This window comes from Paraconexibacter algicola, from assembly GCF_003044185.1.
Lineage (GTDB): Bacteria > Actinomycetota > Thermoleophilia > Solirubrobacterales > Solirubrobacteraceae > Paraconexibacter > Paraconexibacter algicola.
In genome coordinates this window covers 2,245,065-2,258,602 of sequence record NZ_PYYB01000001.1, presented here as the reverse complement: position 1 = coordinate 2,258,602, position 13,538 = coordinate 2,245,065, and the positions used below count along the sequence as shown (strand labels likewise).

The following is a 13,538-nucleotide window of genomic DNA, read 5'->3' as shown; positions in this document are numbered from 1 at the left end:
ATGCGAACAGGTGTTCTGACAGTGGCGGCGCGCCAGGACGGTGGTCGCTGTCGCGCCAGCCGCGGGTCAGTAGGCGTTCTTCGAGGTCAGCCGACCCTCGTCGAAGCAGAGCTGGAAGGACTGCCCCTCCAGGATCGGCTTGCCCTTCTCGGGGTAGTAGATGCACGACGACCGCGAGGGCGCGTCGCCGAGCTCGGGGATCTGCGACTCGAACTCCTGCGCGTCCTCCGGCTCGCCGAACCGCTCCTCGATCGTCTGCTGGAGCGTTCCCTGGGAGATGCCGTCGAACTGCGTGCGCGTGATGCCGTCCGTCTCCTCGCTGGACAACCCGGCGCCGAGGAGCGCGACGCACCCGCCGATCAGCAGCGTGCCGCCGAGCACGACCCCAAGCGTGACCTTCAGCAGCGTGCCGCTCCGACGCCGCCGGGCCCGCGCGACTACGCCATCAACCGCGAGCTGTTCCACTGGGAATCGCAGTTCCGCCAGACGGCTGAGCAGCCAAGCGGTACATCAACCACCAGGCCCTCGGCACGCACGTCTTGCGTTTCGTCCGGGAGCGCAAGCAGTCCGAACTCGGTACGCAGCCCTTCACGTTCCTCGGCCCCGCGGACTACGTCGAGCACCGTGGCGAGCGACCCGTCGCATTCACCTGGGCGCGTGCCGGTACCAATGCCCCAGACACTGTCCAGACGGCCCGCAGGTGGCGGCGCTGTAGGTCTCGTCGCTGCCAGCGTTGCTGCCGGTCGGGGAGACAGGCCTTGAACCTGCGACCGCCCGGCTCCCAGCGCCACTGAGATGGTTCCGCTGAGCGAGAAACCCAGCGTTCATGGGCGCTGAGGGTACCTGAGTTCGTCTGAGTCGGGTTCCAAACGCTCACTTTGGACCCCGAAGTGGACCCGTGGGCGACGGGCGGAAGTCTGGGGTCAGGAACCCCCGTCAAGAGAACCGCGGTCAGGTACCGGTGCCCTCACTGATGTCCGCTAGTCGCTGGCGCCCAGCCGAACCGGTGGCGTTGCGAGACCAGGTGCATGGTCTGCTCGGCCTTCGGGAGAAACGGGAGTCCGAGCGTCAGACTTTCTGGCGCAAGATCGAAACGCGCGGTCTCCCATCTCGCTCCGGGGCGGTCGGTAGGAGCCGCCTCCCACAGGGCGGGACGACTACCAGTGCAGACTGCGCCCGGGGAAAGGTCTTCTCGAAGTCCAACTACTACGAGCTTCCACGCCGCGTCGTGCTGGGCGACCAGGAACTCGTTGCGGGACAGAAACACCGTCAGTCGCCCTCGTCGAGTCGTGCTCTTGACCTCAAGGTGCCAGGACGCATCGCCGGTGTCGACCCTGATGTCGTATCCGAGCGTGTCGTCGCGCTGGGAGACATGGTCGACCCCGCCCGGGTAATCGGCTTCGAGGAGCTCTACCAGGGCTTGTTCACCAGCCGTCCCAACGGCGGCACGATCGGTGGCATCGAACTTGCGCTGTGCGCGCTCGATCGCGAGAAATGCGGCCGCTTCCGACAGCCCCACAGCGTCGGCCGCCTCCGCTGCGTCCGCGGGCAAGTCGTCCAGCGTAGGGACCAAGAGGTCGGCATCCGGCAACCACCGGGGGTTCGCCGCCGACAGCATGGCGTCGAAGAGCGCTGTCGAAAGCACCTCGGACGAAGCGTCGGTCAGGTCTTCTCGAAGCTGACTTGACGATGAATGCGGTGCGATCAGGCCAGTCTCGCGGAGCAGGTCCTCGGCCAACCCGTACTGGGTCAACGAAACATCGGCGTATGCGGCGCGCGCGCGGACCAGTTCCCATGCCTGGTCCCGGGTGGACGTCTGCAGCAACCGTAGCCACCGGGTCGCGGCCCGCAGGACATCGCTAGGCGGGAGCACTTGAACGCAAGTGTCCGATCAGCGCCGCGACATCGGCGTCGTTCATTCCCGCAGATGCGCTGGGCTCTTCGTCGAAGTCGGTGAGCGTCAAGACTGCGGGATCGTCGAGCACGCTTCCCATGAAGTCGAGTTTGCGCTCGAGGCGCACTCGTACGAGTTCGTCGATCGTGTCCGTCGCGATCAAGAAAGTGACGTTCGTCTCGGTCTCGGGCGGGAGACCGAGACGATGGATTCGATCAACGCTCTGTAGGAAGCGGCCTGCCGCAAAGTCGCGGTCGATGTACACGGCGTCGTTGCAGACCTGATGGAGGCTCACGCCTTCACCAAGCGTGGCCGGATTCGACAGAAGCACCATGCAGTTGCCGTCGTGCCGGAACCGGTCGAGTTCAGCGGCACGGTCCTCGGTGCCACCATGCACCATCGCCGGCTGAAAGCGACCCAGGAATGTCTGGAGTGAGGTCAGGTTGCGCACGAACGTCGACCAGACCAGGGTCTTGCGCCCGCGGGCTGCGTTGGCCGCGACGATACTGGCGACCTCGCGGTACTTCGGCGAAATCTCGTACAGCGGTAGATCGCGCATCGCGGTAGCAAGATCGGTGTGCTCGGGAATCTCGAGCGGTGGCACGCGGTACGGCAGCGGCTCGTACTTGGACGAGCCCACGGCGAGGAGCGCCGGTGTCGTCGCAGCCATGAGGAGATACAGCAGCACGCGGCCAAGAGCGTCAGCATCCTCCGTTCCCGTCAAGGATGAACTGGCCTGGCCGACAAGCGCGCGGTAGATCTCCCGGTGCAGCGGCGGGAGGTCGATCTGCCGCACGACCCTGTTCACGGGAGGGAGCCCCAGCTCAGCCTTGGTCGTGCGAACGAACAGCGGACGGAGGAGCTGACTTGCCGCTTTCAGGTCCCGCCCAGCGAGGGCTTGCGAAACGGCCCTCCTGCCGCGACCCGGCCAGACGAAACCCATGAGGTTCTCAAGGTCTCGGGCTCCGTTCGGCGCTGGTGTTCCCGAGAGGATCAGGCGTGATCGAGCGTAGGGTCCGAGAGCAAGACTCGCTGATCCCCATGCGCCGCCGGGCCCTCGCTTGGTCCTGTGCGCCTCGTCAAGAATCAGCATCGCCGGATTGCGACGCAACCAGTGCGTCAGCGGGGAGACTGCGTCGGGAAGGCGCTCGTAGTTGATGAGAACGACGTCCGTCGGCGGGACGACGCTGTCAGTCATTGAGGTCACGGTGATGCTGTCGCGCGCGAAGCACTGTGCGATCTCGTCCTCCCAGCTCTCGAATACCGGCTTGGGGCACACGACGAGGCAGCGTTCGACCGCCCCCCGCAGGCGCCGCTCCTGGAATACCGCGAGCGCCGCCCGTGTCTTGCCGGCGCCCGGGACGCTGAAGTTGGCTCCGTGCGTAAGCCCAATCAGCGCTCCTACGTCCCGCCGCTGAAAGTCGGTCAGCGGGGCGGTCCACTCGTCACCTAGCTCGAAGTGCTGGCCAGTCTCCTGGTCTTGCGTGAGTCGGGAATTCATGACCCGCGCGTCGGAGTCGCTGCTCTGGACGAGATCAAGCAGCTCGGGCTGCCAGATGACGTTGGAGTGATCCTCGGCGGGCCACGACGCGATTTCCGGCAGGTTGAGCAGGAAGTCGTCAATAGCGATGACGGTTGATCGCTGTCCGAGCATGCGCGCGGTCCCGAAGCGCATGCTCAGGTGCTGCAGCGACGAAGCGTGCGCTTCGTCGCTGCTCATCTCGACGAATCCGGCCTCTGTGGCGAACTGCAGGTTGAGCAAGTCAGTCCGCTTCTTCGGTGCTCAAGGCAGCCACCCGCATCAACCACCTCACGCCGGTGGCCGGACTCGCGGGATCGGTTCGCGCGGCCTCCGCGAGCTTTCGAAGGCCCGCACGAAGGCTGAGGAGAACGTCGTCGAGTTCGTCCGGCTCGAAATTACCCGTCGCCTTCGCGGCGACAATGTCGTCGCGAGCCGCCAAGACATCATCGTTTGCATCGCTGAGCCGCTCCAGCGGGCCGCGCTTCTTTTTCTCAAGCAGCGCGGTCTTGCCCGCCTTGTCAAGCGCGGACTTCAGGGCGGCCCTCGTGCGCGTGATCGTCTCGTTCGCGCGCTCGCGCGCGTCGTGGTCCGTCGTCGCCGTCGATCGGTGGATCGCCTTCGCCCGCAGGACCTCCGTCGTCAAGCGCTCGAGGTCCCATGCTTCTTTGGACGGCGCCTCGGGCACGATCGATGTTCCCGGGATGGCAGCGGGCTGCGGCGCGGGTACTTCACCGCTCGGGACGAGCGTCTTGAGCTCAGCGCCGTGCCGCTCGATGAAGTCCGGTTCGATGAACCGCACGTCGGTCTTCGAGTGATCCATCGCGATTGCGAGGAGGCGCTGCTCTCGAAGCTGCTCGGCCTGATCAGGTGACGCCGCCTTAAGAACGGTGTAGGCGCGATGCAGCTCCTCGAGCTTCCCCTGATCGGTCTCGAAATCGACGAGGCGAAGCGCCGTCGTGCTGCCATCGGCGTGAGTAACCGTGCTTCGTTCGATGAGTTCGCGTACCTGACTCAGGATCCACCGATTCCTGTCCACGGTTTTTGCCGTGAACCGGAACTCGCGCTGGATGCGCTTCGTCGTCCACCCGGCCTTGACGCGTTCGTCGATGGCCAGCAGCAGATTCATGAATGAGTAGTCGCGGCGATGGTCCTTCCGCAACTGCAGCGTCAGCTCGACAGCGTTGATGTCATCGAGGTTCGTGTCCGTCGGCAGCACGCCGACGCGGATGTGATCCACGCCGAGCTCCCGAAGGGCGGCGCACCGCGTGTTGCCGTTGATCAGCACGCCATCGCGCGTCACGATCCCGGGGTCGTTTTGCCCGTGCTCGCGGAGGTCGTCCTTGAGCTTCTCGAACGCCGGGTCGACCTTGCTCGGATCGGACGGGTCACCGCGCAGAAGATCCCGCAGGTACGCCTGCGCTTCGGCGCTGTACTTGTCTTCACTCAGCTGACGATCCTTCTCTGGATCGAGCGTTCGCTGAGCACGGATGCGGTGCGTGTCCGGATTAAAATAGAGCGCGTTGACCGGGAGCTTGATCACGCTCAGCGTTCGCTTTTCGTCGTCGCGCCAGTCGATGCTCACGGTTTCACCCGTACCCTGCTCGAACGCGCTGAGGCGTTCTTCGATGAGGGCGCGGACTTCGTTGTGGTTCGGCGGGCGCACGGCGGTCATCGGCCTCCTCCAGGCTCGGCAAAACGTCGTCTCATTCCATCCTCTCCGATCGGAGAGGATACGACCATGAGTCTCCCGGATTGGCGCGCATCTGACGCGGGCACGCGAACTCGCGTCGCGCTGTGGCTGGCGTCCGAGGTGGGCGTCGGAGGCGTCTTCACTAAAGCCGACCTCCGAGCGGCGTTCGAGGGCGTTGAACAAGTCGATCGTCGTATGCGCGACCTCCGGGCTGAAGGCTGGGTGATCGCGACAAACCGCGAAGACGTCACCCTCGCGCCTGAGCAGTTGCGACTTCAGGCGATGGGCGGCGCGGTTTGGGAGCCTGGCTACGAGTCGCGCGCGCCCAAAGTGCCCACGGCCAAGGAACGTCAGGCGGTCCTCGCGGCCGCGGACTACCTGTGCCGGTTCTGCGGAATCACGGCGGGCGACTCCTACCCGGAAGATCCGCTCAGGCGTGCAAAGCTGGGCGCCGCACGCGTTTCACGTCCGGGCGGCAGTGCTGGGCTCGAATGCCTGTGCGACCGGTGTCTCGGCAGCCTGCGGAATGGCACGATCGCGGCCTCGGCCGTCGACGAGGTCCGTGCGCTGTCGGCTGAAGACCGCGCAACGCTACGTGTATGGGTCGGCGTCGAGGAGCGCGGGTCGTCTGCCCTCGAGCGAGCCTGGGCGCTGTATCGCCGTGCGTCCGACGCCGAGCGCAATGAGATACGAGCCATGCTTCAGGCCGACTAGCGTCGGCGCGGTTCCCGCCGGTTCGTCGCGTAGCCTGCCCCGCATGTCCACGCCGACACCGCTTACAAGCGTCGAGGTATGCGCTGGGGCCGGCGGGCAGGCTCTGGGCCTCGCGCAGGCGGGATTCGAGCACCTTGCCTGTGTCGAGATCGACGCGCATGCCTGCGCGACGCTCCGTCTGAACAGGCCGAAGTGGACTGTCATTGAGCGTGATCTCCGGGCCGTCGTTGCCGAGGGTTGCCTCGACGAACATGCCGGCTGCGACTTGCTCGCGGGCGGCGTCCCATGCCCGCCGTTCTCGATGGCCGGCAAGCAACTCGGCGCCGACGACGAACGAGACCTTTTCCCAGCCATTCTCGACCTCGCAGAGGGTCTCCAGCCCGGCGCCGTGATGATCGAGAACGTCCGTGGTCTTATGGGAAGAAAGTTTGAGCCCTACCGTGGCGCCATTCTGGAGCGCCTCGAGGCGATCGGCTACAGCAACGCGGAATGGGCGCTGTTGCAGGCCTCCGACTACGGAGTTCCGCAGCTTCGACCACGGGCGGTTCTGGTGGCCCTACGTGACGATCTCCGAGCGGACTGGACGTGGCCCAAACCGAGCCCCCAGCCCGCACCTACGGTCGGCGACGCACTTAAAGACCTCATGGGAGCAGATGGCTGGCCCCATGCCGACGACTGGGCCTCTCGCGCCGACCGCATCGCACCGACTCTCGTCGGCGGCTCTAAGAAACACGGAGGTCCAGACCTAGGTCCCACTCGCGCCAAGCGTGAGTGGACGACGCTCGGCTGCAGCGGGATGGGTATTGCAGACGCCGCTCCTGGGCCGGCGGCTCCGGCTGATCACCAGCCGCGACTCACCGTTCGCATGACAGCTCGTCTTCAGGGATTCCCCGACGACTGGGATTTCGCGGGCAGGAAGACCGCCCAGTACCGGCAGATCGGAAACGCGTTCCCTCCCCCGGTCGCAAGGGCAGTCGGAGAATCGGTGGCCCAGGCGCTGGCAGCCTCGCGACTAGCGGTGGCGGCATGACTGCCGCTCGCGTCGGTCGGCGATAACTGCCGACGTCACGACTTCCTGGTCTTGGTGGTCCCAAGAATGCGGCACGGTCAAGGCGGCTGATTCGGGGCTCGGCTCTGCTCCCGATCCAGTTCGGCTTCACGAATCGGAACTCCAGACCTAACTCCTCACGGCGCAGCGCTGATCAACGCCTGGGCAGGAGGCAAGCGCGACCAGTTCGCCGACGCTCTGGCGGTGCGCTAACTGCGTCGGCCCCGCTGGAAAAGCTCCTGCTGCTCGTACCGATCCCGTTCTCGTTCCTCCACGGCAGCCGCCCCGTCGGCCTCGAGAGCCTCCACCTCGCCTTCGGTCCAGCCGCCACGCCCGACGGCGCGTTCGGTCAGCGCCTTGGCCATCGGCGGACCGAACTTCTCACCATGCTTGGCCATGCTTGGCGATTGCTGCCGCCTCGACACGCTCCTGCAGCGGCTGCGGCTGCGCCCCATATGCGTCGCGGTAGGCGTCGAATGGCCTGGTCATGCCGTCAGCGTATTCGGCGCAGCATCCGCGTACCGCGGTCCACCGGCGAGCTGTCCCGACCAACGACACGCTCAGGTTGCGTGCAACTCTAGGAACCACTCGTTCAGTGGTTGGAGGAACCGAGGGCTATCAAGCCACTCGACCGTGAGCTCCGCCTTGTGTATGTACCGGTCAGTGTTCCCAACGTCGAAGATGCCGCCTTCGACACCTGGTTCGTGCACAATCAGCAAAGGCTTTTCCATCACGTAAGCCATTGCTGCCTCGATGTGGTTCCAGGCGGTCGGCCACCGCGAACCAGACGCATCGGCTTCGGCATCCGACCCAGCCTTGCGGACCCCCTGTCCGACATCTAGTTGCGCGAGTCCGAGGACGAGAGCACCTTCGCACTCGCTGAGCAAACGCCGAACGGCCTCGATAGGGGCCGCGTTCGGGTAGTCCGTTTCTCCCAGTGTCCGCGGTATCAAGCTCCGTTGGTCCAACACGTGAGCGAGCTTGTCCCAGAACGCCCGCTGGTTCCCATTGAGCGCGTTGGGCTTGCTGACGAAGACGTTCTTGCTGGCGGCCATGATTATCGCTTCGATACGAGACGTGAGAACGGTCCGAGGACTCCCGACGCGACCGCTGGAGCCGCGAGCATAGCCGCCTGTGTGGGACGGTCACCACTATCAGCCGAATCGATCCCGACCGGCGGCAGGCGTACCGTCTGAAGCAACGCCACCACTGGAGAACAAGATGCCCGATCCCCGCGCTTTCGTCAGCTTCGACTTCGACAACGACCAGACGTCAAAGACGCTGTTCGCTGGGCAGGCGAAAAGCGATTCCCCAACACCGTTCACCGTTCAAGACTGGTCCTCGAAGAGCTCGCTCCCGCAGGCGACCTGGGAAGCGACCATCGCCAAGAAGATTGCAGCCACGAACATGTGCATCGTGCTGGTCGGCCGAAACCTCAAGACCGCGGGAGGCGTCGCAAAGGAAGTCGCGATGGCGCATGAAGCTGACGTGCCAGTGTTCGGCGTGTACGTCGACGGCGCGGGCACTACGAGCATCTTGCCGGCGGGCCTGCAGCGCAACCGCACGATGGCCTGGAACTGGAAGCTCATCGCGGCCGCAGTCGACCAGATGATGGGCGAGGGGAAGAACGCGTAACGCCGCTAGGGGTCACATGACTACGCGCGACGACGATTCCTCCCAAGACCCGGACCTCGCCGCCGCAGAGGCGGCCTCGGACGCCATGCCGGAGCACAGGCTCGAGCTCTACAAGCTCGCAGTTGAGATGGCTGATCGAGTGTCGGCTCGACGCGCTGTCGCCAACAGCTTCTTTCTGACTATCAACACTGGGCTGGTCGCATTGGTCGGTGGAACGACGTTGCGTTGGTACGTCGCGGCGGCGGGGATCGTGTTCTCGCTCGCGTGGGGGCTACTACTGAGCAGCTACCGAAAACTGAACACCGCGAAGTTTGCCGTAATTACGGCGATGGAAGTCGATTTTTCACGACAGTTGTTCTCGGAGGAGTACCGCCTTTACAAGGGCGAAGTGGTCGCCCAAGGCGAGGTCGGGCGACGTGCGAGGATCTCTGCCTGGGCGACCAAATACCGTGAGCTCGGCGAGGTCGAGCGCATCGTTCCCGTTGTGTTCGCGCTCATCTACATCATCGAACTACTTAGGCAGGCAGGCGTGTGACGTATATCGATCGAATCGCAACCGAGATCGAAAACCGGGTGCCCTCGGAGGTCATGCCAGATGGAGACACCGGGCTCCTTTTCCGCATCTACGCCGTGCTCCTGCTTGCCAAAGGCGAGCAGGTAACCGACGAGGACGTCCACAACGCATGGTCCGTTTGGATGCAGGAGAACCAAGGAGACCACCCGGCCTTGCGCCCGTTCTCAGAGTTGGACGCATCAGCACGCGAGAGCGATGAGCCGTTCGTCGCGGCGATACGTGCGGCGTGGCGCGAGGTGAACTAACGCTGCGTCCAAGCTGCTTACCTGGCCACACGGCGCTTGACCGCCGGCCGGTCGCCTTCGGGGAGGTGATCGAGGACGTTGCGTCCCTTGTGGCGGATGCACCGCTGGACCGGAACGGGACCGAACACCTCGGCGACCGCGGCCCGCAGCGCCTTGCCGCCATCGAGGACCACGAGGACGCCTTGTTCGACGTCCAGGCCCCGGTCGACGAGGTCGGCCAGGAGCGCGACGGTGATCGTCTTGTTCTCCGTCGAGCCGTCCCACGACCCCGGCGGGACCTTGATCCCATCGGTCGTGACCCCGAGCGCGACGACGCAGCAACGGCCCTTCAGCTCGTTCCCGTCGAGCATCAACGCCGCCAACCGAACGTCCGCCAGCGATCGGCTCATGAGCGCCTTGAGATGCTCGCTCGTGCGCCCGACGAACTCGCGGCTCACCGCGCTCTTGCTCGTCGAGCGCTCGGCGGCGAGCACGTCCTGGCCGACCGGCTCACGCGTCCTGACAAACGTCCTGGTCGAGACCCCGGACAGCATCTGCTCCAGCAACACCCGGGTCAACGGGTCACGGTCGGCGAAATGCGCGTAGGTCTTCAACGGCACGTCAGCGGTCCGAAGCCGCGGCCGATCCACACCGACCCGGCGGCCTCCGAGCGTCACCTCGCCGGCCTCCCGACCATGGCGCACGGCGGTGCGGTCGGGGACGCGCGCGTGCTTCGGTCCGACGACCGCGGCGACCTCCTCTTCCATCAACGTGTTCAACACCCCCAGGCCGGTCGCGACGCACACGGCCAACAGGCCGTCCTTCGCCGCATTCACCAGCTCTCCGAGCGCCTCCTGCACAGCGGGCGGCAGTCCGAGCTCTTCACCAGCGCCCGGCCCCCATCCGGCGCGCCACGCCCCTCGGCACGCTAACCCGTCAGACGACGGCCCCCTGATACGACTACGCCCCAGTGCTCCACGCCCACCACGCCACGCACGCCGACGCGCTGGTCGCCACCCTGGGCACCCTGCTCGCCGACGCCCCGCCCGGGGACCCGTTCGCGCCGGAGCTGGTCTCGGTCCCGACCCGCGGGGTCGAGCGGTGGTTGACGCAGACGCTCAGCGCACACCTCGGGGCGACGACGCAAGATGGGATCGTCGCCAACATCGACTTCCCCTCCCCGCGGGAGCTGGTCACGCAGGCGATCGGCGCGGCCACGGGCATCGACCCGGACGACGATCCGTGGCGCAGGGAGCGGACGGTCTGGCCGCTGCTGCAGCTGGTCGACGAGCACCTCCACGAGCCGTGGCTGCGCACGCTGGCCGACCACCTGAAGGACAGCGGGGTCGAGGAGGAGCAGCCGCGCCGGCTCGTCGCCGTGCGGCACCTCGCGCAGCTGTTCGACCGCTACGCCCTGCACCGTCCGCCGATGCTCGGGCGCTGGGCCGACGGCGAGGACGTCGACGGCCGGGGCGGGCAGCTCGCCCCGCACCTGGCCTGGCAGGCCGAGCTGTGGCGTCGCCTCGCCGCGCGCATCGACGCGCCCGATCCCGCCACCCGGCTGCGAACCGCCGCGGAGAGGATCGAGCACGGGGCCAACTCGACCCTCCCGCACCGCCTGAGCCTCTTCGGCCTCACCCGACTGCCGCAGGCGCACCTGCAGATCCTCCGGGCGCTCGCGCGCACGCGCGAGGTGCACCTGTTCCTCCTGCACCCCTCCCCCGCGCTGTGGCAGGCGGGCGGCGACACGATCCCGACGAACCGCCTGCTCGCCTCCTGGGGCCGCGACGCGCGCGAGCTGCAGACCGTCCTCGGCGACGAGATCGAGGACCACCCCACGCACGAGGAGCACCCGCCGCCCCGGACGCTCCTGCAGCAGCTGCAGCACGACGTGCGCCACGACCGCGCGCCCACGCCGACCCCGCAAGCGCACACGGCCACGGACGAGGACACGAGCGTCCGGGTCCACAGCTGCCACGGCCGCGCCCGCCAGGTCGAGGTCCTGAAGGACCGGATCCTCCACGCGCTCGCACAGGACCCAACGCTCGAGCCCCGCGACGTCATCGTCATGTGCCCGGACATCGAGGCGTTCGCGCCGCTGATCCACGCCACGTTCGGAGGAGGCAGCAGCGGTGACCCGGAGACCGAGAACGACCCCACGCGGCTCCAGGTCCGCCTCGCCGACCGCGCACTCAGACAGACCAACCCCGTCCTCGGCACGCTCGGCCGCCTGCTCGAGCTCGTCGACCGCCGGCTCACGGCCACGGAGGTCCTCGACCTCGCCGACCGCGAGCCGGTCAGACGACGGTTCCGCTTCACCGACGACGACCTCACCCGCCTGACCGACTGGACGCAGCAGACCGGCGTGCGCTGGGGCCTCGACGCCCCGCACCGCGCGCCGTTCAAGCTCCAGAAGCTCGAGAGCAACACGTGGCGCACCGGGCTCGACCGCGTGCTGCTCGGCGTCACGATGACCGAAGACGAGCAGCCGCTCGTGCACGACACGCTCCCGCTCGACGACGTCGAGTCCGGCGCCATCGACCTCGCCGGGCGCTTCGCCGAGCTCGTCGACCGGCTGCACTCCGTCATCACCACGCTGCAGCAGCCGCACACGCTCACCGCGTACACGGAGCACCTGCGGCACGCCGCCGACCTGCTCACCGACACCACGCCCAGGGACGCCTGGCAGCGCGACGCCGCCGACCGGCTGCTCGCCACCATCGCCGCCGACGCCGCCGGCAGCACCGCGCCGCTGCACGTCGCCGAGCTGCGCGACCTGCTCGACGAGCACCTCCGCGGCCGCCCCACGCGCGCGAACTTCCGCACCGGCGCGCTGACGTTCTGCACGCTGCAGCCGATGCGGTCGATCCCCCATCGGGTCGTCTGCCTGCTCGGCCTCGACGACACCGTCTTCCCCCGCAAGGCCCCCCGCGACGGCGACGACCTCATCGTCCAGGACCACCAGCCCGGCGACCACGACGGCCGCTCCGAGGACCGCCAGATGCTCCTCGACGCCCTGCTCGCCGCCGGCGACCGGCTGATCATCACCTACACCGGCAACGACGAGCGCACCAACGCGCAGAAGCCCCCGGCCGTCCCGGTCGCCGAGCTGCTCGACGTCATCGCGCGCACCGCGCCCGACGCCCGGCCCGTCGTCGAGCACCCGTTGCAGCCGTTCGACCCGCGCAACTTCCAGACCCGGGACGGCGCCACCCCGCTGAGCTTCGACACCACCACGCTGCAGGGCGCCCGCGCGCTCACCGGCCCGCGCACGCAGCGCCCGCCGTTCCTCACCGACCGCCTGCCCGCCCCGACCTCCGCGATCGTCGAGCTCGACGACCTCATCCGCTTCGTCGAGCACCCCGCCCGCGCGTTCCTGCGGCAGCGGCTCGGCGTGCGGCTGACCGAGAACGACGACGAGGTGCAGGACGCCCTGCCCGTCGACCTCGACGGCCTGCAGCAGTGGGCGATCGGGGACCGCATGCTGCGCGCCCGCCTGCAGGGCCGCAGCGCGCAGGAGACCCGCGCGGCCGAGCTCGCCCGCGGCGCGCTCCCGCCCGGGCACCTCGCCGACCCGATCCTGCGGCCGATCGAGCGCAAGGTCGGCGCCGTGTACGCCGCCGCGCGCGAGCAGCTCGGCGACCCGCGCCCGCCCGCGACGAGCCTCGACGCCCGCATCACGCTCGCCGACGGCCGCGTGCTCAGCGGCACCGTCCCCTACCTGCACGGCGACCAGCTGCAGGTCGTCCTCTACTCCCGCGTCGGGCCCAAGCACCGGCTCGCCAACTGGGTCCGCCTGCTCGTCCTCACGGTCGCCCACCCCGACCGGCACCTCGACGCCATCGTGATCGGCCGCGCGCGCAGCGGCGTCCGACGGGCGGACGCGACGATCGCGCGGCTCCCCGAGCTCGCCTACGACGACGCGCGCACGCACCTCCACGACCTCGTCGACCTCTACGACCGCGGCCGACGCGAGCCGCCGCCGCTGGCGACCGCGACCTCGCACGCCCACGCGGAGGCCGCCGCGCAGGGCCGCAACGCCGACCACGCCGCGAGTAAGGCGTGGGAGTCGGACTTCAAGTTCCCCAAGGAGGACGCCGAGCCCGAGCACCGGCTGCTCCTCGGCGGCGTCCTGAGCTTCGCGGAGCTGCTCGAGCGCCGCCCCGAGTTCCCGACGTGGGCACAGCGGCTCTGGGCGCCCCTCCTCGACCACGAACAGGTCCAGGACCGCTGACGT

General features: G+C 67.7%; 12 protein-coding genes and 1 pseudogene. 6 read left to right on the top strand and 7 right to left on the bottom strand.

What is annotated here, in order from left to right:
• Window positions 1–66: 66 nt before the first annotated feature.
• The 4 genes from C7Y72_RS10615 to C7Y72_RS10600 form a co-directional block, all read right to left on the bottom strand.
• Complete coding sequence (locus tag C7Y72_RS10615) at window positions 67–381, bottom strand: hypothetical protein (protein ID WP_107568708.1); 315 nt, start codon at window positions 379–381, stop codon at window positions 67–69.
• A gap of 586 nt (window positions 382–967) precedes the next feature.
• Window positions 968–1,825, bottom strand: coding sequence for a protein NO VEIN domain-containing protein (locus C7Y72_RS10610; protein WP_146175330.1), 858 nt, complete (start codon window positions 1,823–1,825; stop codon window positions 968–970).
• A 34-nt stretch (window positions 1,826–1,859) separates the two neighbouring features.
• Window positions 1,860–3,656: a DEAD/DEAH box helicase gene (locus tag C7Y72_RS10605; protein WP_199223915.1), complete on the bottom strand. Its 1,797-nt coding sequence runs from the start codon at window positions 3,654–3,656 to the stop codon at window positions 1,860–1,862.
• 1 nt (window position 3,657) lies between these two features.
• Window positions 3,658–5,088: a ParB N-terminal domain-containing protein gene (locus tag C7Y72_RS10600; protein ID WP_107568706.1), complete on the bottom strand. Its 1,431-nt coding sequence runs from the start codon at window positions 5,086–5,088 to the stop codon at window positions 3,658–3,660.
• 66 nt (window positions 5,089–5,154) lie between these two features.
• Between C7Y72_RS10600 and C7Y72_RS10595 the strand changes: the two genes are divergently transcribed.
• Window positions 5,155–5,820 carry an HNH endonuclease gene (locus C7Y72_RS10595; RefSeq protein WP_107568705.1) on the top strand — a complete coding sequence of 222 codons (666 nt, stop codon included), beginning with the start codon at window positions 5,155–5,157 and terminating at the stop codon, window positions 5,818–5,820.
• Window positions 5,821–5,863: 43 nt separating this feature from the next.
• Window positions 5,864–6,850, top strand: coding sequence for a DNA cytosine methyltransferase (locus C7Y72_RS10590; protein ID WP_107568704.1), 987 nt, complete (start codon window positions 5,864–5,866; stop codon window positions 6,848–6,850).
• 227 nt (window positions 6,851–7,077) lie between these two features.
• Here the strand turns inward: C7Y72_RS10590 and C7Y72_RS23245 are convergent, their stop codons facing one another.
• Complete coding sequence (locus tag C7Y72_RS23245) at window positions 7,078–7,233, bottom strand: hypothetical protein (RefSeq protein ID WP_158276790.1); 156 nt, start codon at window positions 7,231–7,233, stop codon at window positions 7,078–7,080.
• Window positions 7,234–7,428: 195 nt separating this feature from the next.
• Window positions 7,429–7,923: a hypothetical protein gene (locus tag C7Y72_RS10580; RefSeq protein ID WP_107568702.1), complete on the bottom strand. Its 495-nt coding sequence runs from the start codon at window positions 7,921–7,923 to the stop codon at window positions 7,429–7,431.
• Window positions 7,924–8,089: 166 nt separating this feature from the next.
• On the opposite strand from C7Y72_RS10580, the gene C7Y72_RS10575 reads away from it, so the two are divergent.
• From C7Y72_RS10575 to C7Y72_RS10565, 3 genes are read left to right on the top strand one after another with little or no spacing between them, the layout of a single operon-like run.
• Window positions 8,090–8,503, top strand: coding sequence for a TIR domain-containing protein (locus C7Y72_RS10575; protein WP_107568701.1), 414 nt, complete (start codon window positions 8,090–8,092; stop codon window positions 8,501–8,503).
• 16 nt (window positions 8,504–8,519) lie between these two features.
• On the top strand, window positions 8,520–9,038 hold the full coding sequence (locus C7Y72_RS10570) for a RipA family octameric membrane protein (RefSeq protein ID WP_199223914.1): 519 nt from the start codon (window positions 8,520–8,522) through the stop codon (window positions 9,036–9,038).
• Window positions 9,035–9,322 carry a DUF7701 domain-containing protein gene (locus C7Y72_RS10565; protein WP_107568700.1) on the top strand — a complete coding sequence of 96 codons (288 nt, stop codon included), beginning with the start codon at window positions 9,035–9,037 and terminating at the stop codon, window positions 9,320–9,322. The genes C7Y72_RS10570 and C7Y72_RS10565 overlap by 4 nt, the downstream gene beginning before the upstream one ends.
• Window positions 9,323–9,342: 20 nt before the next feature.
• Here C7Y72_RS10565 and C7Y72_RS10560 read toward each other — a convergent pair.
• A pseudogene (locus C7Y72_RS10560) lies at window positions 9,343–10,173 on the bottom strand (transposase); the annotation flags it as partial.
• A gap of 98 nt (window positions 10,174–10,271) precedes the next feature.
• Here C7Y72_RS10560 and recC point away from each other — a divergent pair.
• Entirely contained in the window at window positions 10,272–13,535 is a 3,264-nt protein-coding gene (recC, locus tag C7Y72_RS10555) for an exodeoxyribonuclease V subunit gamma (RefSeq protein WP_107568698.1), read from the top strand.
• Window positions 13,536–13,538: the final 3 nt, after the last annotated feature.